The sequence below is a fragment of the Klebsiella ornithinolytica NBRC 105727 = ATCC 31898 genome (assembly GCF_001598295.1).
GTDB classification, from domain to species: Bacteria; Pseudomonadota; Gammaproteobacteria; order Enterobacterales; family Enterobacteriaceae; genus Klebsiella; species Klebsiella ornithinolytica.
Map to the genome: position 1 here is coordinate 713,202 of NZ_BCYR01000001.1, position 22,711 is coordinate 735,912.

At 54.7% G+C, this 22,711-nt stretch carries 19 protein-coding genes, 1 tRNA gene and 2 pseudogenes; 13 read left to right on the top strand and 9 right to left on the bottom strand.

The window, feature by feature from the left end:
• Positions 1-10: 10 nt before the first annotated feature.
• Entirely contained in the window at positions 11-295 is a 285-nt protein-coding gene (locus ROR01S_RS03115) for a YfcZ/YiiS family protein (RefSeq protein WP_004865274.1), read from the bottom strand.
• Between the two features lie 365 nt (positions 296-660).
• Here ROR01S_RS03115 and fadL point away from each other — a divergent pair, with 365 nt between their 5' ends.
• Complete coding sequence (gene fadL / locus ROR01S_RS03120) at positions 661-1,989, top strand: long-chain fatty acid transporter FadL (RefSeq protein ID WP_103073039.1); 1,329 nt, start codon at positions 661-663, stop codon at positions 1,987-1,989.
• Between the two features lie 68 nt (positions 1,990-2,057).
• On the opposite strand, the gene mlaA is transcribed toward fadL, so the two are convergent.
• Complete coding sequence (gene mlaA, locus ROR01S_RS03125; protein WP_015583753.1) at positions 2,058-2,819, bottom strand: phospholipid-binding lipoprotein MlaA; 762 nt, start codon at positions 2,817-2,819, stop codon at positions 2,058-2,060.
• A 268-nt stretch (positions 2,820-3,087) separates the two neighbouring features.
• Between mlaA and ROR01S_RS03130 the strand changes: the two genes are divergently transcribed.
• Both ROR01S_RS03130 and ROR01S_RS03135 read left to right on the top strand, forming a co-directional pair.
• Positions 3,088-3,993 (top strand): formate/nitrite transporter family protein, encoded by a 906-nt coding sequence (locus tag ROR01S_RS03130; protein ID WP_004865281.1) that lies wholly within the window; start codon positions 3,088-3,090, stop codon positions 3,991-3,993.
• Between the two features lie 74 nt (positions 3,994-4,067).
• Positions 4,068-4,142, top strand: a tRNA-Arg gene (locus ROR01S_RS03135).
• 436 nt (positions 4,143-4,578) lie between these two features.
• Here the strand turns inward: ROR01S_RS03135 and ROR01S_RS03145 are convergent.
• Together ROR01S_RS03145 and ROR01S_RS27440 are read right to left on the bottom strand one after the other, a co-directional pair.
• Positions 4,579-5,960, bottom strand: a pseudogene (locus ROR01S_RS03145) (VasL domain-containing protein).
• 83 nt (positions 5,961-6,043) lie between these two features.
• Positions 6,044-6,187 (bottom strand): annotated as a pseudogene (locus tag ROR01S_RS27440) (type VI secretion system baseplate subunit TssE); the annotation flags it as partial.
• Between the two features lie 455 nt (positions 6,188-6,642).
• On the opposite strand from ROR01S_RS27440, the gene ROR01S_RS03150 reads away from it, so the two are divergent.
• Together ROR01S_RS03150 and ROR01S_RS03155 are read left to right on the top strand one after the other, a co-directional pair.
• Complete coding sequence (locus tag ROR01S_RS03150; protein ID WP_015583750.1) at positions 6,643-7,125, top strand: WbuC family cupin fold metalloprotein; 483 nt, start codon at positions 6,643-6,645, stop codon at positions 7,123-7,125.
• A gap of 208 nt (positions 7,126-7,333) precedes the next feature.
• Positions 7,334-8,134, top strand: a complete 801-nt coding sequence (locus ROR01S_RS03155) for a MipA/OmpV family protein (RefSeq protein ID WP_004865368.1) — start codon at positions 7,334-7,336, stop codon at positions 8,132-8,134.
• A gap of 10 nt (positions 8,135-8,144) precedes the next feature.
• Here ROR01S_RS03155 and cynR read toward each other — a convergent pair whose 3' ends face one another.
• Positions 8,145-9,044 (bottom strand): transcriptional regulator CynR, encoded by a 900-nt coding sequence (cynR, locus tag ROR01S_RS03160; RefSeq protein ID WP_064359098.1) that lies wholly within the window; start codon positions 9,042-9,044, stop codon positions 8,145-8,147.
• A 141-nt stretch (positions 9,045-9,185) separates the two neighbouring features.
• Here cynR and ROR01S_RS03165 point away from each other — a divergent pair, with 141 nt between their 5' ends.
• From ROR01S_RS03165 to ypdK, 3 genes are all read left to right on the top strand, one after another.
• Positions 9,186-9,644, top strand: a complete 459-nt coding sequence (locus ROR01S_RS03165; protein WP_064359099.1) for a nucleoside deaminase — start codon at positions 9,186-9,188, stop codon at positions 9,642-9,644.
• Positions 9,641-10,837: a cyanate transporter gene (locus ROR01S_RS03170; RefSeq protein ID WP_064359100.1), complete on the top strand. Its 1,197-nt coding sequence runs from the start codon at positions 9,641-9,643 to the stop codon at positions 10,835-10,837. The genes ROR01S_RS03165 and ROR01S_RS03170 overlap by 4 nt, the downstream gene beginning before the upstream one ends.
• Positions 10,838-11,214: 377 nt before the next feature.
• Complete coding sequence (ypdK, locus tag ROR01S_RS26945) at positions 11,215-11,286, top strand: membrane protein YpdK (protein WP_099130696.1); 72 nt, start codon at positions 11,215-11,217, stop codon at positions 11,284-11,286.
• A 74-nt stretch (positions 11,287-11,360) separates the two neighbouring features.
• On the opposite strand, the gene alaC is transcribed toward ypdK, so the two are convergent.
• The gene (gene alaC, locus ROR01S_RS03175) at positions 11,361-12,599 is read right to left on the bottom strand and encodes an alanine transaminase (protein ID WP_004865380.1); all 1,239 of its coding nucleotides are present in this window, start codon (positions 12,597-12,599) and stop codon (positions 11,361-11,363) included.
• A 381-nt stretch (positions 12,600-12,980) separates the two neighbouring features.
• Here alaC and ROR01S_RS03180 point away from each other — a divergent pair, with 381 nt between their 5' ends.
• Together ROR01S_RS03180 and ROR01S_RS03185 are read left to right on the top strand one after the other, a co-directional pair.
• Positions 12,981-14,678: a sensor histidine kinase gene (locus ROR01S_RS03180; RefSeq protein WP_015583745.1), complete on the top strand. Its 1,698-nt coding sequence runs from the start codon at positions 12,981-12,983 to the stop codon at positions 14,676-14,678.
• 11 nt (positions 14,679-14,689) lie between these two features.
• Positions 14,690-15,433 carry a LytR/AlgR family response regulator transcription factor gene (locus ROR01S_RS03185; RefSeq protein WP_015583744.1) on the top strand — a complete coding sequence of 248 codons (744 nt, stop codon included), beginning with the start codon at positions 14,690-14,692 and terminating at the stop codon, positions 15,431-15,433.
• Positions 15,434-15,501: 68 nt separating this feature from the next.
• On the opposite strand, the gene glk is transcribed toward ROR01S_RS03185, so the two are convergent.
• Complete coding sequence (gene glk / locus ROR01S_RS03190; protein ID WP_064359101.1) at positions 15,502-16,467, bottom strand: glucokinase; 966 nt, start codon at positions 16,465-16,467, stop codon at positions 15,502-15,504.
• A gap of 264 nt (positions 16,468-16,731) precedes the next feature.
• On the opposite strand from glk, the gene ROR01S_RS03195 reads away from it, so the two are divergent.
• Positions 16,732-17,967: an ion channel protein gene (locus ROR01S_RS03195; RefSeq protein WP_004865391.1), complete on the top strand. Its 1,236-nt coding sequence runs from the start codon at positions 16,732-16,734 to the stop codon at positions 17,965-17,967.
• Here ROR01S_RS03195 and ROR01S_RS03200 read toward each other — a convergent pair.
• A complete protein-coding gene (locus ROR01S_RS03200) occupies positions 17,964-19,625 on the bottom strand; it encodes an alpha-keto acid decarboxylase family protein (RefSeq protein WP_004865393.1) in 1,662 nt (553 codons plus the stop codon). The two genes, ROR01S_RS03195 and ROR01S_RS03200, sit on opposite strands and share 4 nt — an antisense overlap.
• Before the next feature lie 177 nt (positions 19,626-19,802).
• Here ROR01S_RS03200 and mgrA point away from each other — a divergent pair, with 177 nt between their 5' ends.
• Both mgrA and ROR01S_RS03210 read left to right on the top strand, forming a co-directional pair.
• The gene (gene mgrA, locus ROR01S_RS03205; RefSeq protein WP_048023293.1) at positions 19,803-20,795 is read left to right on the top strand and encodes an L-glyceraldehyde 3-phosphate reductase; all 993 of its coding nucleotides are present in this window, start codon (positions 19,803-19,805) and stop codon (positions 20,793-20,795) included.
• Positions 20,796-20,948: 153 nt separating this feature from the next.
• Positions 20,949-21,299: a DUF2502 domain-containing protein gene (locus ROR01S_RS03210; protein ID WP_004865399.1), complete on the top strand. Its 351-nt coding sequence runs from the start codon at positions 20,949-20,951 to the stop codon at positions 21,297-21,299.
• A 49-nt stretch (positions 21,300-21,348) separates the two neighbouring features.
• Here the strand turns inward: ROR01S_RS03210 and ROR01S_RS03215 are convergent, their stop codons facing one another.
• Complete coding sequence (locus tag ROR01S_RS03215) at positions 21,349-22,587, bottom strand: Nramp family divalent metal transporter (protein ID WP_004865403.1); 1,239 nt, start codon at positions 22,585-22,587, stop codon at positions 21,349-21,351.
• Between the last annotated feature and the right edge of the window lie 124 nt (positions 22,588-22,711).

The window sequence follows — 22,711 nt, forward strand, 5'->3', positions numbered from 1 at the left end:
TGAGGAGAAATTAACGCAGAGCGAGCTGGAAAATCAGCGTTTCGGCTTCACAGCAGAAGACAAAATCGATATCCAGCTGCACACCGCCTTCAACGTCGGTAAAGGTCGGGGTAATTTTGCACGGTTCAGATTCCACGCCACGTGCTCTCTCAGTCAACGCGGCGAGAGTTTGTTCCGCTTCGGCGCGATTGGCAAAAACCCGGCTGTAAGAGGCGGTGCAATCGGTGTTGTCCATAATGGTGCCAACATCCATACAGCAGCAAACCGGGGTTTCATCAGCACTACATTTACTCATCGTAGATTTCCTCTGTATATGCACTCAAGGTGCCAGACAATTAATGAGGTTATTTTACGCGCGGCGCCTCCCGGCCTCCAGTCGTTAATGGCGACAAAAGTCCTAAGTGACCGAAATCACACTTAAAAATGATCCAAAACAAAAAATGCCCTGTTTAGATAATACGAACGAGGCCAATTTTGCTAACTGGATCGCTTTTTTCGTATCACAACTGAAAAATCTCATAAACAAACTTGCAACATCTCATCTGGTCAGACCTATACTCAGCGCACTGGTCTGATTTCTCTGTCGTAAAGCAGACCCTACACTTCGCGCTTCTGTTACGGCATGTAACATAGTTTAAATAAAAATAACTCAATGAGGTTATGGGCATGAGCCAGAAAACCCGCTTTACCCAATCTGCCCTCGCAGTGGCTGTAGCACTTGTTTCAACACAGGCCTGGTCAGCAGGCTTTCAGTTAAATGAATTCTCTTCATCAGGTCTGGGCCGCGCCTATTCCGGTGAAGGTGCAATTGCTGACGACGCGGGCAATGCCAGCCGTAACCCAGCATTGATCATGATGTTCGATCGCCCAACGATGTCTGCGGGCGCGGTCTTTGTCGACCCTAACGTCAATATTTCCGGCCAGTCTCCAACAGGCAAAAGCCTGAACGCCGATAATATTGCGCCAACCGCATGGGTGCCTAACTTCCACTTTGTATCGCCGATTAACGATCGGTTTGGTTGGGGGGCCTCTATCACCTCCAACTACGGTCTGGCGACCGAGTACGCCGATGATTATGCCGCCGGCAGCATGGGCGGAAAAACGGACCTGACCACCGCCAACTTCAACCTGAGCGGCGCCTATCGCCTGGACAGCCACTGGAGCTTTGGCTTAGGGTTTGATGCGGTGTATGCGAAGGCGAAGATTGAACGCTATGCAGGCGATTTGGGGCAAATCGTTGCGGGCTCAGGCGCACTGCCGCCGCAGCTGGCCGGCCCGGTATCGAAAATTCCTGCCGATACGCAAATTGCTCACCTCAACGGTAACGCATGGGGCTTTGGCTGGAACGCCGGTATTCTTTATGAACTGGATAAGAATAACCGCTACGGCTTCACCTATCGTTCCGAAGTGAAAATCGACTTTGACGGTAATTACAAAAGCAGCTTACCTTCCGCGTACAACCAGATCCTCGGTAACTTCGGGCTTCCGGCAGGCACCAACGGTCAAACGACCGATGGTTCTCTGACGCTGAACCTGCCTGAAATGTGGGAGCTGTCCGGCTATAACCGCGTTGCACCGCAGTGGGCGGTCCACTATAGCCTGACCTACACCAGCTGGAGTCAGTTCCAGGAGCTGAAAGCCACGGGTAGCAACGGTGAGACGCTGTTCTATAAAGATGAGAGCTTTAAAGATGCCTACCGCATCGCGCTGGGTACCACCTATTACTATGACGATAACTGGACCTTCCGTACCGGTATCGCCTTCGATGATAGCCCGGTACCGGCAAGCACCCGTTCTATCTCCATCCCGGATCAGGATCGTCTGTGGCTGAGCGCGGGTACCACCTATGCCTTCAACAAAGATGCCTCTGTTGACGTGGGGGTTTCATACATGCACGGTCAGCACGTAGAAATTAAAGAAGGTCCTTATACCTTCCGTTCTGAAGGTACCGCCTGGCTGTACGGCGCGAACTTCAACTACCGCTTCTGATCGGTCTGGCAGTATAAAAAAAGGGTGAACGCAAGTTCACCCTTTTTTATTGTCATATTTAATCGCGTTTACTGCGAGTCGATATCTTTCAGATCGCCCTGAATCGCCTGAGCGTTAGGGTTCTCGACCGGCGTCAGTTTACCGCCGTTGGCAATAAAGTCATGACGCTGGAAGTAGGCTTCGCGAACCATGATATACGGGTCGGAAGACTGGCGCAGCAGGCCATCGGAGTCCAGCAGCTGAGCGCGAGTCTCAACCCCTTCAACCGCCCACTTACCGATGGACATCGGCCAGGTCAGCCAGGAAAGCACCGGATACAGACCATCAGCCATGTCACCGCCTTCATCACGCAGCGTAAAGCTGCCATAGAACGGCAGTTGTACATAAGGGCCGTAACCCACGCCATAATGACCCAGGGTACTACCAAAGCGGTGCGGTTCAACACGCTGCAGTTTCGGGTTGGCCATCCCAGCGACATCAATCAGACCGCCCATCCCGAGAAGGGTGTTAAGGAAGAAGCGGGTAAAGTGCACCATACCTTTATAGGGATCGCCCTGCAGGAAGTAGTTCGCCATCACCGCCGGTTCTTCAAGGTTGCTGGTGAAGTTACTCAGCCCGTTGCGCGCCGGCTGCGGGACATAATCACGCCAGGCGACGGCAACCGGACGCAGCACGTACGGATCCACCACGTTAAAGTTGAAGTCGAACATCGTACGGTTAAACCCTTCAAGCGGGTCTGAACGCCCCTGCGGCAGATCGCCAGAGCTGGAACTGGCACATCCCACCAGCAATGTGGCGCCAAGCGCAAGCGCCGACAGGCGAAAATTCATAGGTGTCTCCCTGTTAATTTTGGCTATTGCTGTGGGTTATCCGGGGACTGCTGCCTCCATTACGATATCGCCCGAAGCAAATTGCAATCTGGTGCCTGCTTTCAGCATAGCCTTCTTTGGCATAATTGTTGCGCCCTGATTCTATACATATTTTGCAATATCCGTATTGCTATTCTTGCCATTAGGAAAAATTTAGGAGGTTATCCCGGGCCGGTCGGGTGAAACATCTCTACGCTTATGAGAACGAAAAAATGCAGGAGGAAATGCCATGACGACAGATCCCAAACCTCACGAACGTCCTCATAGTGAAGAGGTGGAGGTTGAAAGCGATGAAAAACAGGATGGCGAACCGATTGAGGTCAACGAGAAGCGCCTGCCCTCACGTGCGATGGCCACCCATGAAGAGATCCGTCAGGAGGGAGAAAAAGAGCTGGAGCGCGATGCCCTTGCTCTTCTGTGGTCAGCGGTAGCCGCCGGCCTGTCGATGGGGGCCTCGATGGTGGCGAAAGGGATTTTCCATGTTCACCTGAGCGAACTTCCCGGTGGTTATTTACTGGAGAATCTGGGCTATACCTTCGGGTTTGTTATTGTCATCATGGCTCGCCAGCAGCTGTTTACCGAGAATACCGTCACCGCGGTATTACCTATCATGCATAAGCCGACGCCCGGGAATATTGGCCTCCTGCTACGGCTCTGGGGCGTGGTGCTTATAGGTAACCTGGTCGGTACGGCAATTGCGGCCTGGGCCTTTAATATGATGCCGATTTTTGACGATGCCACCCGCGGCGCGTTCCAGGAGATCAGTTTAAAGGTCATGGAAAATACGCCGTCTGAAATGTTTGCCAATGCGATTATTTCCGGCTGGCTGGTGGCGACCATGGTATGGATGTTTCCCGCCGCCGGCGCGGCCAAAATCGTGGTGATCATTATGATGACCTGGCTGATTGCGCTCGCCGATACCACCCATATCGTTGTCGGCAGCGTTGAGATTTTCTACCTGGTCTTCAACGGCTCGCTGCCCTGGCAAGACTTCATCTGGCCTTTCGCACTGCCGACGCTGGCTGGCAACATTTGCGGCGGCACTTTTATTTTTGCGCTGCTCAGCCACGCGCAGATCCGTAACGACATGAGCAACGACAAAAAGGAGCGGCTCAAGGCGAAAAAACACCCTTAAGTGGCGAGAGTTTAAGCAGTCAACCCATAGATGCTTAACGAACAAGGAAAAAAACGCTATACTCCCGCCGCTTCGTCCCCTTAGTTAAATGGATATAACGAGCCCCTCCTAAGGGCTAGTTGCAGGTTCGATTCCTGCAGGGGACACCATATATACCTCTCCTGACCTCTTTCAGATTCCATCGCCTTCCCTCGTACTCAGGAATCAACCTTCGACGGTGGCTATGGTTCATCAACTGATGTCTACCGGTTTGAGCGTAAAACAATGCGCGTTTGCGGGCCTTAATGTGAGTTTATCCTGTTCAATAAATAGTGAGTCCCTGAAGCTGCTGAATGCACGTCAGGTCGAGACGGCAAAACCTGGAGACAACGCCGGTGAACTCGCTGACGTCGCAGGAATCTATCTCACGATTAACATAACGGCTCAAAGTGCCCGCGCATGAACTCTCTGTTGCTCATACTTACAGACTTGCAAACTGTCGGGCGGTGTAGACCGGAATAGAAGGAAATCGATGTCAGGAAAGAGTCAGTCCCCAGCAGATTGTCTCGCACGAAAATTGAATTAATTTAATGAATAATAAAAATTTTATTTCGATGCCTTCTGTTTTATTTCAGCATAACGGGCAGCCAATTGCTTCGGATGCATCTCCAGTTGAGTCCTGTCCGCAACCGGTAACGATTTGCCAACAGGTGTTTGTGATAATACCCGCGGTTGCTCTTCAGCGGGTATGGATTGATTAAAGGACTGCATGGCGGAAAAGACCACTGATTTCAGCTCACTGACCGTCATATATTTACCCTTTTGCTCATCAAGCCCGTTCAGATTGTTACTCAGTTTCTGTAGCGTCGTCATTCCCTGATACCAGCCATTGAGATTTTCTACCGGCAATGAGGCAGCGCTAAGCTGCTGCTGCCACTGTTGTGTCAGAGATTTAGCCTGCTCCGGCCAAAGCGTCTGAGCCTGTTCCAGAAGCTGCCTGCTCCAGGCGATATTCCAGTCAGGAGGAAGCTTGTCCAGTCGGGCAAGCTGCTGCTGGGTTTGTGTGATAACCACAGGTGATAATGAGGATCGCTGGCGCAGCACATCCAGCTGTGCAGGTGTGAGTGCTGCAGGTAACGGCGCAAGTGAGGCGACGAGCTGAGTCTGAAGTGGGTCAGGCCGCAGCAAGATATGCCAACCCCATACCGTCGCGACGCTGACCACCAGCATGGTGCACAGCCCGGCGGCGAAGGATTTCGTTTTTTTACCGGCGCGGGTATTGCCGCCTGTACGTCGATATTCTCCTCGGGTTCTGATTGCGCGACATACACCCACTTCCCTGTACTATCCGACGCGATCTCCCCTTCAGGTGGGCAACCGGCAAGGGTGCTCGTTGCCATTCATTACCGTCGCAGACAGCACGATACCGGGCTCAATGGTCACACCAGCGCAACCGGCGGTGTCATCACAGTTTTCCAGCCGGGCGGCATGGTTGTGCATCAGCGTACGCAAGGCATCAAACTGACTCAGGTGTTTAAGTTCCAGGCGCTGTAGCACGACGCAGAGACCGGTAAGCAACTGCTCTGCCCGATATAGCTGGCTGAGGTCGCTGTAATTCAGCAGGAGCGTGCGCATCCGTTGCTGCAGACGCTGACTCAGACCACTGAGGATTTCCATGCGGGCATGTACAGGTGAGGCCAGAGCGCGCCCCACTGATGGCTTATCAGGGCCTCCAGTATTGCCAGTCCGTCATTCAAACCAGCCAATGCGGCCAGATGCGTCCGCGCAAGCGTATACCAGGCAGCCGTTTGCAGTTCAACACTGTTTTGTTCAAATAATGAAAGGCAGAGCTTTTCGGCATATTGCCAGTTCACATCCGGGCGCGCCGGATGGCTCAGCTTACTCAGTTCATCACGCAGGGCGGCATAATCTGGCAAGGTACGCGGATCGCCGCCGGTTTTAATTTTATGTGGAGTCATGTCATTCATAACCGGATATCCATCTGACGTGTCTGAAGCTATGGAGGATTTTTGAGGCACGGCGAATTTTACTGACATGGTGCTATCCGGCCTTACATGCGGGTGGTCGTGTCGAGATATTGCTGGTATTTAAGGTGTTGGAGTAACACTCGTCCTTCGGGCATAAACTCCGTGCGATAGCGCACCAGGCCAATACCTTTGAGTTCGGCATCAATGGCATAGCGCAGTTCACCGGGGATTTCCAGATTAAATCACTCAATTACTCTAAAAATTTAAAACAACAACGACATTAAAATAAGAATAATCCTCAGGCAATGAGAAGAAATCTCACTTTAAAAAGACGAGTTATATAAAACCAGCCATATCTTAGTAAGATAGTTAATTCATAAAATGAATGCATTTTATTTTTTCACCGCTGACATAAGATAATAATCATCAGAATTTATGGAAGGTGTCATATATATAAAAAGGAGCAAGCTACGGTCCACCATGATCCAGGAAGTCGCCAAAAGGTCAATGGCATGGCGGGTTGAATTTGCCACGTGAGACGACGCTTGATGAACCGAAAAACAGTGCGCGCCACTCAGGGGAAATGGATACAATGCGGCGACTGGCTTTCTGCAAAACAGTGCAAAGCTCATTCACGGTAGCGAAACCATTCGCAATCTCGGACCTCACGTCAGGCGGCTAAATGAAATACATCACTTTCAGCGACATGCAACAGCAGAGCGATGCGGCAGCGCGCTCACCTCGTTTGCGTGCACATCGTAATTTTCACCCGGAATTAACCGATCCCGTACAACGTCTGGCGATCGCGATGGAACCGGGCACCTACATTCGCCCTCACCGTCATCCTCACACCTTTGAACTGCTGTTAGCTCTCAGCGGGCGCTTTGTGGTACTGACTTTTGATGATCTCGGTTACGTCACTCGCCGCATCGTATTAGGTGAAGAGTGTACGGCGCTAGAGATGGATGCCGGGACCTGGCATGCGGTTCTGTCGCTGGACGCCGGCGGCGTTATTTTTGAGGTCAAACACGGCGGCTATCAGCCGGTTGCTGCCGGGGATTATGTCACCTGGGCACCTGCGGAAGGTGAAGAAGGAACGTTTGAACTGATGGAATGGTATCGTCAGGCTCAGGTTGGCGACGGCGGGCACATTCGCTCACTCTGACCAGACCGGTTAAAAAACAGTCCGCTGCCGGGACGCGGCGGATTAAGACCTTTATAGCCCATAAAAAACGGTCATTATAAATTTAGAAAAAATAAAAAACTCGCCTACTGACTGACCCGCGCTGGTATATATTCACATTGACAATATTTTATCTGCAAAGCATCTGCGCGTATTAGCGCCATAATCCCTCACCATATTTGGAATCCGGATGAAACCATTTCGCTACCCTGCTGCCACTCTCTGCTCCATGATGCTGTGTTGTTCGCCCGCCAGCGCCGAGGTTGACCTGGGTTCCATCGATATCTTCTCCGCATCGAATCCGAACAGTCCGGTCCCAAAAGGACTGGTGTTGGGAGCCGCAACGATTAGCGGAACGGCGCGCTACGAGAAGCAGAATAATGAAACTTACTTTATTCCCGGCGGACTCTACTTCGGCGATCGGTTGATCTATCTCGGCGATCGCGCCCGCTACTATTTTCATATCGACGACAAAGTGGCTTTTTACGGCTATGGCCGCTGGCGATTTGGCAACTTAGATCCCAGCGATAATAGCGCGTTCAAGGGTATGGAGCAGCGAAAAGGCGAGTTTGAAGCCGGTATCGGCACCACGCTGATTACCCCCTATGCGCTGCTGAGCGCCCGTATCAGCTCCGACGTGACGGGGCGCAGCAATGGCCAGGAGCTGCTTTTGTGGGCAGATTTTCCCGTCATCAAAGATAATCTGCTGATCATGCCGGGGATGGGACTGATGATCCGCAGTAGCAATATGGCCAACTACTATTTTGGCGGCGTCTCGGCCAGCGAAGCCACCAGCCAGCGCCCGCAGTGGGATACCGGTACCACCGTCTCACCAATGGCGGCGATTATTACCAGCTACCGTTTCAGCCCCCACTGGGTTGGCATGTTCGCCGCCAACTACGAGCTGTATGATAAAGATATCGCCGACAGCCCCCTCGTTCAGCACAACGGCGAACTGTATGGCATTCTGGCCGTCGGCTATACCTGGTAAGCGGACACTATCACAAGGTTTTCCCACCGCTAAGCTCCCCGGCGATCTGTAATGCCATCGCGCTAAACGCGCGCGCCGCGGCACTCTGCCAGGCCTCTTTGTGCTGCAGCAGGCAAGCCGTTCGCTCCAGCAGCACCGGCATGAGCGTCACCGCCACCAGATCGTCGCGGTCCCGTACGATGGCGGCCGGTAACAGCGTCGCAAGCTGGGTATGTTGAATCACCGTCAGCACCGCGCTGATAGAGTTGGCCTCCATGTGCACCGTTGGCTGAATACCGTGCTGCCGGCAATAGCTGTCGATTTGCCCACGCGTCGCAAACTCCTCGCTCAATAAAATCAACGATTGCTGATTGAGCGCCTCCAGCTTCATACGGCGCTGACCCGCCAGCGGATGATGTCGCCCCACCACCAGCGCCAGCGTTTCGCTGAATAAAGGCGTGGCCACAATATCCCTTGAGCCGCTATCGGCAAAAGCAATCCCGGCATCCAGCTCGTCGTTAAGCAATAACGCTTCCATCCGCTGCTGGGCCATTTCACGCATCGTCAGCGTGATGTTCGGATAACGCTGATAAAAAGCCGCTACCAGCGGCCCCATAAAGTAGGTCGTAAACGTCGGCGTCATCGCCACCCGCAGCGTTCCCCGCTGCAGGTCTTCTACATCCAGCAGCGCTCGTTTACCCTCTTCCAGTTCCTGTAGCACCCGGCGGGCATAAGTGAGCCAGACCTCGCCGGAATCGGTCAAACGAATCTGCCGCCCGCTGCGGTCAAATAACAGGACGCCCAGCAGCTCTTCAAGCTGGCGGATCTGTTGAGAAAGCGCCGGCTGCGAAACATGCAGCGCCGTCGCGGCTCGGGTAAAACTGCGATGTTCCGCAACCGCCAGAAAACAGGTGAGATGGCGTAGCAGCATGGGCACTCCTATAAGTAAAACCAATAGAGTCAATCATAAATAAGTCTTTTAACTTATAAAATAAAATGCGTACTCTGCCCTGTGTACAGCCATAAAGTTCCTCTTCCCGCAACATATCTGCCTTTCCTCTCCGGAGCCGCTATGTCAGTTCACGATAGTTATCTTCAGCACGCCATCGCCCTCGCCACAGCCAATGTTGAAAACGGCAGGCGTCCGTTTGGCGCGCTCATCGTCCACAGGGGTGATATTGTCGCCCGGGCCGTCAATACCCTGCATCAAAACGGCGATCCGACCGCACATGCCGAACTCAACGCCATTCGCGACGTCTCACAGCGTCTGGGCAGCCAGGTACTCAGCGAGTGCATCATTTATGCCAGCGGTCAGCCCTGCCCGATGTGCCTGAGCGCTATCTATTTGACCGGCATCCGCGAGGTTTATTTCGCCAACAGTAACCGGGATGGCGAGCCCTTCCGGCTCTCCACCGCCGCTATCTACCATCAGCTAAGTCAACCGCTGGAAACGCAATCACTCCCGATTCACCATAGCCCTCAGCCCGAAGGCCTCGCGCTTTATCAGCTGTGGGCGGATAAGCAAAAATGAGCCCGATGTCGCGCAACGGCCTGATGCTTCTGGTGCTGGTACTGATCGGCATCAATATGCGCCCGCTTTTGACCTCCATCGGCCCGCTTCTTCCCCAGCTACAACAGGCCAGCGGAATGGGATTTACCCTCGTTTCGCTACTCACCGCGATCCCGGTTATCGCGATGGGACTCCTGGCGCTGGCAAGTCCGTGGACTCAGCGCCATATCAGCGAAAGTCGCGGGATGGTACTGAGCCTGATGATGATCGCCTCTGGCGCCGTGCTTCGTGAATTCACGCCGCACAGCGGGCTGCTGCTGAGTAGCGCCCTGCTCGGCGGGATCGGAATCGGTATTATTCAGGCGACGATTCCGGCAGTGATAAAGCGTCAGTTTCCCCAGCGAACGCCGCAGGTCATGGGGCTGTGGTCAGCGGCGCTCATGGGCGGCGGAGGCCTGGGAGCCGCGTTGACGCCGTGGCTGGCGCGGCACAGCGCCCTTTGGCATCACGCGCTCGCCTGGTGGGCTCTTCCCGCCATCGCAGCGCTGCTCGGCTGGTGGTCAGTCAGCCGCATGCGACCTGCCGGGCAACATCAGGCCGCACCTCAGGTCAGCGGGTCCGTTTTCCGCCGCCGCCGCGCCTGGACGCTCGGGCTGTACTTCGGTCTGATTAACGGCGGCTACGCCAGTCTGATCGCCTGGCTGCCCCCTTATTACATGCAGTTGGGCTATAGCGCTCAGTTTAGCGGAACCCTGCTGGCCATGATGACCGTAGGCCAGACCGCCGGCGCGTTGCTGATACCGATGCTGGCACGTCACGACGATCGCCGCAAACTATTACTATTGACGCTGGTGCTGCAGCTTATTGGTTTCTGCGGGTTTATCTGGCTGCCGCTACAGCTCCCGCTGCTATGGGCCGTGTGCGGCGGCATAGGATTAGGCGGCGCATTCCCGTTGTGCCTGGTCCTGGCGCTCGATCACGCCCGCCATCCGGCGATTGCAGGCCGACTGGTGGCCTTTATGCAGGGCATCGGTTTTATGCTGGCCGGCGCCTCCCCGTGGTTGTCGGGTCTGCTGCGAAGCCTGAGCGGCAATTATGTGCTGGACTGGGCGTTTCATGCCGTCTGCGTCGCTGCTCTGATGGGCGTCACCCTGCGTTTTGTACCGGCACGCTATCCGCAGGCCTGGCACCGGCCTGAACGCGCCGCCGATTAAGCCCGAATGTTGCGCCGCGGGAGAGCGTTTCCCGCAGCGCATCGTTGGCATCGCCAGGAGAATAAATCCCAAAATCAAACAGCTATCGCATCACGGCGGCAACGGCAAAAAGCCGTCGCCAGAATGGAATTTATTACCGAATGAAATTAATGTGTCGCCGAATCACGACACTCGTAAGTAACTAAAAATTAATAAAAAAATGCCCCTTGTTTCCCTCATTTTTTAGGCGTACATTAGCGCCATCTGGAGCAGTTACAGCACAGAATTTCGACCTGCCGCGGCCGCCGGAATCCTCTGGTTTTGCTGCGACGGATCAGAATCAACAATGAAGATTAAATTCATTTAGGCGTTTCGCCGAGAACGCGGAGTGATGAGTCGTGAAATACTTTATTATGGGCGTATCTTTTATGGTCATCGTTTGGGCCGGTACTTTTGCCCTGATGATTTAAGCACAGCCAGAGTCAAAAAAAACGGGAGCCAGCGGCTCCCGTTTTTTGTTGCTGCGTTTCTTTATTTCGCGCCTTTATTCGAGGCTTTCGCCGGCTGACTTGCCCGATGCTGGCAACAGCCCGTCGGCACGAAACATCGATTTGATCCCGCGAATGGCCTGGCGGATACGATCGCGATTTTCGATAAGCGCAAAACGCACATGGGTATCCCCGTAATCGCCGAAGCCGATACCCGGCGAAACGCATACTTTCGCGTCCTGCAGCAGCTTTTTCGCAAACTCCAGAGAGCCCAGCGCCGCATACTGCTCGGGGATCTTCGCCCAAACGTACATGGATGCCTTCGGACACTCGACCATCCAGCCTGCTTCGTGCAGCCCTTTAACCAGCACATCGCGACGGCGCTTGTACTGCTCGGCGATATCGCGAACGCACTGCTGGTCGCCTTCCAGGGCCGCAATTGCCGCGACCTGCAATGGAGTGAAGGTGCCATAATCGTGATAGCTTTTAATACGCGCCAAGGCATTGACCAGCGTTTTATTACCGACCATGAAGCCGATACGCCAGCCGGCCATGTTGTAGCTTTTGGAGAGGGTAAAGAACTCCACGGCCACATCGCGCGCGCCGGGGACTTCCATAATCGAAGGGGCCTTCCAGCCATCATAAACGATATCGGCATAGGCCAGATCGTGTACCACCAGCACATCGTAACGCTTGGCCAGCGCGACCACTTTTTCAAAGAATTCCAGTTCGACGCACTGCGCGGTCGGATTGGACGGGAAACCGAGGATCATCATTTTCGGTTTCGGGTAGCTTTCACGAATCGCCCGCTCCAGCTCATTGAAGAAATCAACGCCTTCCACCAGCGGCACTGAACGCACCTGCGCCCCGGCAATAACCGCGCCATAGATATGGATCGGGTAGCTTGGATTGGGCACCAGCACCGTGTCGCCATGATCCAGCGTCGCCAGCATCAGATGCGCCAGCCCCTCTTTTGAGCCAATTGTAACAATCGCTTCCGATTCCGGATCGATCTCAACGTTATAGCGATCCTGATACCAGCGCGAAATGGCGCGGCGCAGACGAGGAATACCGCGGGAGGTGGAGTAGCCGTGCGTATCGGGCCGCTGGGCAACGGTGCAAAGTTTTTCCACGATATGCGGCGGCGTCGCGCCGTCCGGGTTGCCCATGCTGAAATCGATAATATCTTCACCGCGCCGACGCGCAGCCATTTTCAGTTCAGCAGTAATATTAAAAACGTAAGGGGGCAGACGATCGATACGCGTAAAACGGCGTTCAGGACTGGATGCAGTCATAGATTCCTCAGAGTAACGTTAGCGCCCGGACCGTCCGAGCGACGCTGTCGCGTTTGCGACGAGCTTAGAAAATAACCCGAAAAAAATGATGCTGTCGAGGGGGTGAGAAAAAAATAATCGTCGGCGAAAAAAGCGGGCATCTGCATCATGGCATGCAGCGGCAGAGGTCCTCGATTTAGCCGGTACGAAAATTAGATGCAACATATTAATATCTATTAGTTTACCTGTTTTTATCATTCACCCTCCGCTTATCAGGTTGACACCGGCCCGGCGATCAATCCCCTTTTTTTAGTATGACTTTTCCCTATTCGACGCTTCGGCTGGCCTTCTGCCGCGAGGTTTTTTATCATGTTGCTTTCCCGCGATAGACACGGCGCACCCATGCACGAAATATTCACAATGCTGCTGGCGGTTTTTGACCGCGCGGCACTCATGTTGATTTGCCTTTTTTTCCTTATCCGTCTGCGCCTGTTTCGCGAGCTACTGCATAAATCTGCACATACGCCGAAAGAGCTGCTGGCGGTTATCGCCATTTTTTCCCTGTTTGCGCTGTTCAGTACCTGGTCTGGCGTGCCGGTAGAGGGTTCTCTGGTCAACGTGCGGATTATCGCGGTGATGTCCGGGGGAATTCTGTTTGGCCCCTGGGTCGGAGCTATCGTTGGGGTGATTGCCGGCGTTCATCGCTATCTTATTGATATCGATGGTGTAACCGCTATCCCCTGCTTTATCACCAGTATTGTCGCCGGGTTGTTGTCAGGGCTGATTAATCGCAAAGTGCCGAAAGCTCAGCGCTGGAAGATCGGGATTCTCGCCGGGATGCTCTGCGAAACCTTAACCATGATCCTTGTGGTCTTTTGGGCACCGTCGTTTTCGCTGGGCATTGATATCGTCTCCAAAATCGGCATCCCGATGATCCTCGGCAGCGTCTGTATCGGCTTTATCGTGCTACTGGTCCAGAGCGTCGAGGGTGAAAAGGAGGCCAGCGCCGCGCGCCAGGCAAAACTGGCGCTGGATATCGCCAACAAAACGCTGCCGCTCTTCCGTCATGTGAACAGCGAATCCCTGCGCCAGGTGTGCGACATTATTCGCCGCGATATCAATGCCGACGCGGTGGCCATCACCACTACCGATCGGGTTCTGGCCTACGTCGGGTTTGGCGAAAGCAACTATCACGATAGTGATAATGACATCAGCCCCACCACGCGCCAGGCTATCGAGAGTGGGAAAATCATTATTAAAAACAATGATGAGGCCTACAGAACGCCGGAGATTCACTCCATGCTGGTCATTCCGCTACGGGAGAAAGGCGTGGTGACCGGTACGCTGAAAATTTATTACTGCCATGCCCACCGCATCACCTCGTCCCTGCAGGAGATGGCCGTCGGCCTGTCGCAAATCATCTCTACTCAGCTGGAGGTCTCGCGGGCAGAACAGCTGCGTGAAATGGCCAACAAGGCCGAGCTGCGCGCCCTACAGAGCAAAATCAACCCGCACTTTCTCTTTAACGCCCTCAATGCGATTTCATCCTCGATCCGCATGAATCCGGATACCGCCCGTCAGCTCATTTTTAATTTGTCGCGCTATTTACGCTATAACATTGAATTAAAAGACGACGAACAGATTGATATCAAAAGAGAGCTGTACCAAATCAAGGATTATATTGCCATCGAACAGGCGCGCTTCGGCGACAAGCTTACCGTCATCTACGACATCGACGATGAGGTCAGCTGCGTGATACCGAGCCTGCTGATTCAGCCGCTGGTGGAAAATGCCATTGTCCACGGGATCCAGCCGTGCAAAGGCAAAGGCGTCGTCACCCTCGGCATCAACGAGTGTGGTAATCGGGTGCGGATTAGCGTTCGCGATACCGGGAATGGTATCGATCCTGCCGTGGTCGCGCGGGTAGAGGCGGATGAAATGCCGGGTAATAAGATCGGCCTGCTCAACGTCCACCATCGGGTAAAATTGCTGTATGGCGAAGGACTCCATATCCGCCGCATGAATCCGGGAACGGAAATTGCGTTCTACGTGCCTAACAAGCTTGCTTCCCAGACCACTCCGGTGTCTCTGTTGCCATGAACGGAGAAAAAATGAAAGTCATCATAGTTGAAGATGAGTTCCCGGCGCAGCAGGAGCTCACGTGGTTAATTAACACCCACAGCCAGATGGAGATTGTCGGGACGTTCGACGACGGGCTGGACGTGCTGAAGTTCCTGCAGCACAACAAGGTTGATGCCATTTTTCTCGACATCAACATCCCTTCTCTGGACGGCGTTCTGCTGGCGCAGAATATCAGCCAGTTCGCGCATAAACCGTTTATTGTGTTTATCACCGCGTGGAAAGAGCACGCGGTAGAGGCATTTGAACTGGAAGCATTTGACTACATTCTGAAGCCGTATCAGGAATCACGCATCATTAACATGCTGCAAAAGCTGGCCAGCGCCTGGCAACTACAGCAGCAGACAGGCAGCCAGACCGGGACGGCTGCCAATCCGCAGCGGGAAAATGACACGATCAATCTCATTAAAGATGAGCGAATTATCGTGACCAGTATTCACGATATTTACTATGCGGAAGCCCACGAAAAAATGACCTTTGTCTACACCCGACGGGAATCATTCGTGATGCCAATGAACATTACGGAGTTTTGCGGCAAGCTGCCGCCCGCACACTTCTTCCGCTGCCACCGCTCATACTGCGTTAACCTGAATAAAATTCGCGAGATTGAACCCTGGTTCAACAACACCTATATTCTGCGCTTACGCGATCTGGAGTTTCAGGTGCCGGTCAGCCGCAGCAAGGTCAAAGAATTTCGCCAGCTCATGCATCTGTAGCAGGGGTATACCGAAGAGAGTAGCCCGCCCGCGCACGATTGCGCCGGAACGGGCTGGCTATGACAAGATTAGAGAATCTGTCCGAGCGTCTGGCGCAGATGCGCCCCGGACCCCAGCAGGCCCGGATTATCGTGCACGATCAGGTAGACCGGAATATCCTGGACGAAGGCTTTAAAGCGCCCCTTGTCTTCAAACCCGCCGCGGAAACCGGAAGCTTTAAAGAACTCCAGGAAGCGCGGGACGATGCCGCCAGCAATATACACGCCGCCGAAGGTAGCCAGCGTCAGCGCCAGGTTGCCGCCAAAGCGACCCATTATCACGCAGAACAGCGACAGCGCACGACGGCAATCGATACAGGTGTCAGCCAGCGCGCGTTCGGTCACATCTTTCGGCTGGAGGTTTTCCGGCAGGCGGCCGTCTGATTTCACTATCGCCCGATACAGATTAACCAGCCCCGGGCCGGATAACACACGCTCGGCCGACACATGCCCCAGCTCAGCGCGCAGCTCTTCGAGGATAATCCCCTCTTCTTCGCTGTTCGGCGCAAAATCAACGTGCCCCCCTTCCCCCGGCAGACTCACCCAGCGTTTGTCGACATGCACCAGATGCGCAACGCCCAGGCCGGTTCCTGCGCCGTAGACGGCGATAGGTTTTCCCTCTACCGGCGTCGTGCCGCCAAACTGAATCAGATGCTCAGCTTTCAGCATCGGGATCGCCATCGATACCGCAGTAAAATCGTTGATGATCTCCAGATGTGAGAACCCGAGGTTCTTTTTCATCTCTGCGATGGAAAAAGCCCACGTATGGTTGGTCATTGCCACCCAGTCACCGGTGATCGGACAGGCGATGGCGATGCAACCGTCTTCAACCTCAACGCCCTGCTCGTCAAGATAGACGCGGACAACGGCTTCAAGACTGGGGTAATCGAGCCCGGAATAGGTTTTTGCCCGGGAAATCTCCCCGCTTGCAATATCACATAATGCCAGTCGGGCATTGGTTCCGCCGACGTCTCCTACTAAAGCAAATTTTGTCATTCCGTTACGGCTCCACTAAAGTCAAAATGATTCTTTTGGCACACTGTAAATTCATGATGCCTTAACAACAACGGCCAACGTATAAGTGCCCACAGTTTAGCGACCTATGTCACATTTAGGTTGTAATCTGTGCAAAATGATTGTCAACGCACTGCGGGATCGTCAGGCATAGCCATCAGTTTATCGTTTCAGCATCATTTGCATCGACGCCCCTCAGAGGCACGGGCAAAATCGTGCTTCACGACCTTTAAAAGGAAATGTTTCATGCTGCATCCGCGCGCCAGAACGATGCTGTTGTTATCGATACCCGCCGTGATTATAGGTATCGCTTCCAGCCTGGTATTGATTGTGACGATGAAGATTGCGGCCATATTGCAGCATGTTATCTGGTCCAGCGTGCCGTTGAGTTTAGGCATCGAGGCCAGCGGGCAGGTGTGGACTATCGCCGTACTCACGCTAACCGGCATCGCCGTGGGACTGGTGGTCCGTTTCAGCCCAGGACATGCCGGGCCGGACCCGGCCACCGAATCATTAATTGGCGCGCCCATCAGTACCGGCGCGCTGCCGGGTCTGGTCGCAGCACTCGTATTAGGTCTCGCGGGCGGCGTCAGCCTTGGGCCGGAACATCCCATAATGGTAATGAATATCGCCCTTGCGGTGGCAATCGGCTCTCGTCTGTTTCCCCGCGTCAGTTCGCTGGACTGGACCATTCTTGCCGCCTCCGGCACGATCGGCGCGCTGTTTGGCACCCCGGTGGCCGCCGCGTTAATTTTTTCGCAAACCCTCAACAGCAGTAACGATGTGCCGCTGTGGGATCGCTTGTTCGCCCCCCTGCTGGCGGCAGCGGCGGGCGCCCTGACGACGGATCTGTTCTTCCATCCTCATTTCTCGTTGCCCATCCCCGTTTATCCGCAAATGCATTTCGTTGATATCATAAGCGGCGCTATCGTCACGCTTATCGCCATTGCCGTAGGCATGGTGGCCGTCTGGTGCTTACCGCGGCTACATGCGTTGATGAACCGCCTGAAAAATCCGGTGCTGACGCTGGGTCTCGGCGGTCTGCTGCTGGGGATTCTCGGCGCTGCTGGCGGACATATAACGCTGTTTAAAGGCCTGGAGGAGATGCAGCAAATCGCCTTAAGCCAGACCCTGACGGCCGGCGACTTTTTACTGATTGCGCTGGTGAAGCTGGCGGCGCTGGTGATCGCCGCAGCCAGTGGTTTTCGCGGCGGGCGAATATTCCCCGCGGTCTTCGTCGGCGTGGCGCTCGGCTTTATGCTGCACGCCCATGTCGATGCCGTTCCGGCCGCTATCACGGTCTCCTGCGCCATCCTGGGCATGACTCTGGTGGTCACCCGCGATGGCTGGCTCAGCCTGTTTATGGCGGCGGTCGTCGTACCGGATACGACGCTGCTACCGCTGCTGTGTATCGTGATGCTCCCGGCCTGGCTGCTGTTGGCCGGGAAGCCGATGATGATAGCCAGGCGACGAAACGACTAGACGCGGCTGTTTCTCTCTTCCAGAGCCTGGGTTACCGCGCGCAGGAAGTCAGGAATATCCATTTTGGGCAGCATAACCTCCACCAGCGTCAGCTTATCGGAGCCAATACTGTCGGCCATCGCCTCTTCAAGCTCTTCCGTCCGCGTCACGCGCCAGCATCGGGAAGGGACATTGGGGGCGAAGGCTCCCGGCAAACGGTTCCAGTCCCACAGCGCAATATCGTTGTAACGCTGCTCCGGACCGTGAATCGCTCGTTCAACCGTATATCCCTCGTTATTAAGCAGCAGGATCAGCGGGTTCTGTTTATCGCGTAGCATCGACCCCAGTTCCTGAATCGTCAGCTGAGCTGCCCCATCGCCCACTATCAGCACGACCCGCCTGCCCGGCGCTGCGGTTTGGGCACCGTAGGCGGCCGGTAAGGTAAATCCTATCGATCCCCACAGCGGCTGGACCAGCAGGGTGGCATCTGAGGGAAGCTTGAGCGCGGCAACGCCGAAAGCCGCGGTTCCCTGATCGGCAAGAATAATATCCCCGGGACGCAGCTGCTCCTGTACGGTACTCCAGAAACTTCCCTGCGTAAGGCTGCCGCCCGTCACGCTTTCCACCTCCGGCGCAGAGCAGTCTGGCAACCGCCACTCTGCTGACAGACCGGCGGACAGAATCATTAACTCATTAAGGGCTTGATCCATCGGAATACGGCTGAACCAGTGGTCGCCCACTCTGACGGCAAAAGGCTGAATTTCAATCGTGCGTTCAAGGGGTAAATGCTGGGTAAATCCGGCAGTGATGGTGTCGGTGAAGCGGGTACCCACGCAGATGATCGTATCGGCGTTTTCAATTGCCTCACGCGTTTGCGGCGCGCTGGCGATACCGCTATAGGTGCCGACAAAACCAGGCTGCTGTTCATCAAACAACCCTTTTCCCATCAGCATCGTGGCACAGGCAATCGGTGTTTTCGCCACCCACATCCGTAGCGTATCCTGCAGGCCATAGCGCTGGGCGAGGAAATCCGCCAGCAATGATACCTGCCGACTGCTGCGCAGCATCTGCCCGGCATGTTCACGAAACCCGGCCAGCTGATTCTCATCCGCAGGCGGCCCTTCGATCGCCAGACGACGAGCCGGCGGCGTCGCTTTTGCTTTCGCCACATCGGCAGGTAACATCAGATAACCGGGGCGATGGTGGGTAAGCATCTCGCTCAGCACGCGATCGATTTCGTGGCAGGCATTCCCCGCCGTCAACGTCGCCTGCGTGCAGGTGATCTGCTCGCTCATCCGCGCGAAGTGCGTGAAGTCGCCATCTCCCAGCGTATGGTGCAGCAGTTCTCCGCGCTGCTGGGCGCCGGTGCCCGGCGCGCCGACAATATGTAGCACCGGAATATGTTCCGCATAGCTGCCGGCCACGCCGTTAAGGGCGCTCAGCTCGCCGACGCCATAGGTCGTCAGCAGCGCCCCGGCGCCTTTAATGCGCGCATATCCGTCGGCAGCATAGGCCGCATTCAGCTCATTCGCACAGCCAACCCATCCCAACGCTTCGTGCGCGATGACGCGGTCGAGGAATTGTAAATTGTAATCTCCAGGTACGCCAAACAAGCGGTCTATGCCGCAATCTACGAGACGATCCAGCAGATAATCGCCAATGGTGTAAGTCGGTTGCATCTCCATACTCCTCTTCCCGTTGCAGGTGATCTGAGTATTGAATAAGCGATCCAACTGTCCAGATAGCGGTCAATAATCGGGGTGGAAAGCAAAATTTACGCCTTTGAAGTGTGTACTCCGCGCTGAACATTCTTTAGTGTAAACGTATACACAACCTGTTCTATCTGCGGAGGAAGTATGGTTTACCAGGCAAATGCGGCACGATATCAAACGATGGAATATCGTCGTTGTGGCCGGAGCGGATTAAAGCTACCGGCCATTTCACTCGGCCTCTGGCACAATTTTGGCGACGAAACGCGGGTGGAAACCAGCCGTCAGCTGCTGCGACATGCCTTTGATCTTGGCATAACCCATTTTGATTTAGCCAACAATTACGGGCCGCCTCCGGGCTCGGCGGAAAGCAATTTCGGCCGCATCCTGCGGGAGGACTTTTTACCCTGGCGCGATGAACTGATTATCTCCAGTAAAGCCGGTTACACCATGTGGGACGGCCCCTATGGCGACTGGGGATCGCGTAAATACCTGGTCGCCAGTCTCGATCAAAGCCTGAAGCGGATGGGGCTGGAGTACGTTGATATCTTCTATCATCACCGCCCGGATCCCGAAACACCGTTACAGGAAACGATGCGTGCGCTGGACCATCTCGTGCGCCAGGGCAAGGCCCTGTATGTCGGGCTTTCCAACTATCCGCTTGAGCAGGCTGCCGAAGCGGTACGCATCCTCAATGACCTCGGGACACCGTGTCTGATTCATCAGCCTAAATATTCCATGCTCGAACGCTGGGTTGAGGACGGACTGCTCGATTTTCTGCAGGCTGAAGGGGTGGGAAGCATCGCGTTTTCACCGCTGGCAGGTGGTCAACTCACCGACCGCTATTTACAGGGTATTCCGGCAGACTCCCGCGCCGCCAGCGGCAGCCGCTTCCTGCAAGCGGAGCAGTTAACCGAGGCGAAGCTCGAGAAGGTTCGTCAACTGAACGCGCTGGCCGCGGCCCGCGGGCAAAAGCTCTCACAGATGGCTCTGGCCTGGGTTTTACGGGAAGAGAAAGTGACTTCAGTACTGATTGGCGCCAGCAAAACCACACAGCTTGATGATGCCGTGGGGATGCTGGCGAATCGCCATTTCGGCACCGAAGAGTGTGCGGCAATTGACGCCATCCTTGCGGCGTAAACTCAATTTTACTTTAGCAAAAAGTGCTCTTATCCGCGATTTAGGAGTTCATCCAATGCTGCGGGGCTTTACCGCCCCGTACTATCACGTTAACAGGCCCAATGAGCGCCAATATCATCCGGCGCTCAGGCCCCGATCGTGAAGGAGAAGAGTATGTTCAGGTCACTGATTCTGGCTGCGGTACTTTTGGCCACAGCGCCACTGGTTGCAAATGCCGGAGAGATCACCCTGCTGCCATCTGTAAAATTACAAATAGGCGATCGTGATAATTACGGTAACTACTGGGACGGTGGCGGCTGGCGCGACCGTGATTACTGGCGTCGTCACTATGAATGGCGCGATAACCGCTGGCGTCATCACGATAACGGCTGGCATCGCGGCTGGGATAAACGTAAAGCCTACGAACGTGGCTATCGCGAAGGCTGGAACGACCGCGATGACCGACGCGGCGGCTGGGGACGAGGGCCAGGCGGCGGTCGCGGCCACGGTCATGGCCATCATTAATCAAAAAGGGGAGCCAGATGGCTCCCCTTTTTCATGGCTATCGACATGATTACAGCCCGAAAATCGTACCGACCAGTAGCCAACCATTAAGCAACACCACAACGCCGACAATCACCCACCCCGTCCGTTTCACCCACAGGGTATTGACCAAATCGCCCATCAGCTGCGAATTACTGGTGAAAATCAGCAGCGGGACCAGCGCCAGGGCGATGCCAAAGCTCAGCAGCACCTGACTCATCACCAGAATTCTCGTCGGGTCCAGTCCCATCATAATGACAATAAACGAAGGCAGCATCGTTACCGCACGACGAAACCACAGCGGAATATGGAAACGAATAAAGCCCTGCATGACGACCTGTCCTGCCAGTGTTCCCACCACCGTCGATGACAACCCGGCGGCCACCAGACTGAGGCCAAAAATGGTGGCGGCCGCGTGGCTCAACAGCGGTTCCAGCGTCAAATAGGCCTGATCCAGGTCGGCAATCCCCGTGTGGCCGTTAAAGTGAAATGCGGCGGCGGCGGTGGCCATCATCGCCAGGTTGACAAACCCGGCAATGGTCATCGCAATCGCAACGTCCCAGCGGGTGGCGTGATAACGCTCTTTTCGCGTACCGTCGTGCAGATTCTGCGTTAACGACGAGTGTAAATAGATGACGTGTGGCATGATCGTCGCGCCGAGCACACCGGCGGCAAGGAACACGGCTTCACCGTTCGGCAAACTCGGGACGATCATCCCTTTCGCCAGCGGCGCCAGCGCCGGTTGCGAGAAAATCAGTTCCACAATGTAGGCCGCAGCAACAAACAGCAGTAAACCACCGATCGCTTTTTCCAGCGGCTTTTGTCCGCGACGCTGCAGCATCAGGATTAAGAAGGTGGCAATCCCGGTCAATATTGCGCCCTGCAGTAACGACACGCCAAGAATCAGCTTAAAGCCAATGGCTGCCCCAATAAATTCGGCGAGGTCGGTCGCCATGGCGATAATTTCCGCCTGCACCCAGTAAAACCACACCACCGGACGCGGATAGTGATCGCGAATCTGTTCCGCCAGGTTCTTACCCGTAGCAATCCCGAGTTTTGCCGATAGCACCTGAATCAGCATCGCCATCAGATTTGCCCATACCACTACCCACAGCAGCTGATAGCCGAAGCTGGCGCCCGCCTGAATATTGGTGGCGAAGTTGCCGGGATCGATATATCCAATGGCAGCAATGAACGCAGGCCCCATCAAAGCGAGCTTCATCTTGCGCGCTGCGCGACCGCTGCTATTCTCAACGCGACTGCTAGTCATTTTCTGCCTCTGAAATATAGCCTTTGCTATGTTTTATGTTATCAAAATGCGAATGATTATCAAGTTCATTTAGGAAGATGATCATTATTGCTTTGATAGGGGGGAACGATAGCGGCTAACAACG

Bases quoted from the DNA above. Each gene is read 5' to 3' on its own strand.
- ROR01S_RS03130 (WP_004865281.1), top strand. From the start codon at position 3,088: ATGACGACAGATCCCAAACCTCACGAACGTCCTCATAGTGAAGAGGTG.
- fadL (WP_103073039.1), top strand. From the start codon at position 661: ATGGGCATGAGCCAGAAAACCCGCTTTACCCAATCTGCCCTCGCAGTG.
- ROR01S_RS03170 (WP_064359100.1), top strand. From the start codon at position 9,641: ATGAGCCCGATGTCGCGCAACGGCCTGATGCTTCTGGTGCTGGTACTG.
- ROR01S_RS03200 (WP_004865393.1), bottom strand. From the start codon at position 19,625: ATGCAACCGACTTACACCATTGGCGATTATCTGCTGGATCGTCTCGTA.
- cynR (WP_064359098.1), bottom strand. From the start codon at position 9,044: ATGCTGCTACGCCATCTCACCTGTTTTCTGGCGGTTGCGGAACATCGC.
- ROR01S_RS03215 (WP_004865403.1), bottom strand. From the start codon at position 22,587: ATGACTAGCAGTCGCGTTGAGAATAGCAGCGGTCGCGCAGCGCGCAAG.
- ROR01S_RS03185 (WP_015583744.1), top strand. From the start codon at position 14,690: ATGAAAGTCATCATAGTTGAAGATGAGTTCCCGGCGCAGCAGGAGCTC.
- ROR01S_RS03115 (WP_004865274.1), bottom strand. From the start codon at position 295: ATGAGTAAATGTAGTGCTGATGAAACCCCGGTTTGCTGCTGTATGGAT.
- ROR01S_RS03165 (WP_064359099.1), top strand. From the start codon at position 9,186: ATGTCAGTTCACGATAGTTATCTTCAGCACGCCATCGCCCTCGCCACA.
- ROR01S_RS03210 (WP_004865399.1), top strand. From the start codon at position 20,949: ATGTTCAGGTCACTGATTCTGGCTGCGGTACTTTTGGCCACAGCGCCA.
- ROR01S_RS03180 (WP_015583745.1), top strand. From the start codon at position 12,981: ATGCACGAAATATTCACAATGCTGCTGGCGGTTTTTGACCGCGCGGCA.
- glk (WP_064359101.1), bottom strand. From the start codon at position 16,467: ATGACAAAATTTGCTTTAGTAGGAGACGTCGGCGGAACCAATGCCCGA.
- mlaA (WP_015583753.1), bottom strand. From the start codon at position 2,819: ATGAATTTTCGCCTGTCGGCGCTTGCGCTTGGCGCCACATTGCTGGTG.
- ROR01S_RS03195 (WP_004865391.1), top strand. From the start codon at position 16,732: ATGCTGCATCCGCGCGCCAGAACGATGCTGTTGTTATCGATACCCGCC.
- ROR01S_RS03155 (WP_004865368.1), top strand. From the start codon at position 7,334: ATGAAACCATTTCGCTACCCTGCTGCCACTCTCTGCTCCATGATGCTG.
- alaC (WP_004865380.1), bottom strand. From the start codon at position 12,599: ATGACTGCATCCAGTCCTGAACGCCGTTTTACGCGTATCGATCGTCTG.
- mgrA (WP_048023293.1), top strand. From the start codon at position 19,803: ATGGTTTACCAGGCAAATGCGGCACGATATCAAACGATGGAATATCGT.
- ROR01S_RS03150 (WP_015583750.1), top strand. From the start codon at position 6,643: ATGAAATACATCACTTTCAGCGACATGCAACAGCAGAGCGATGCGGCA.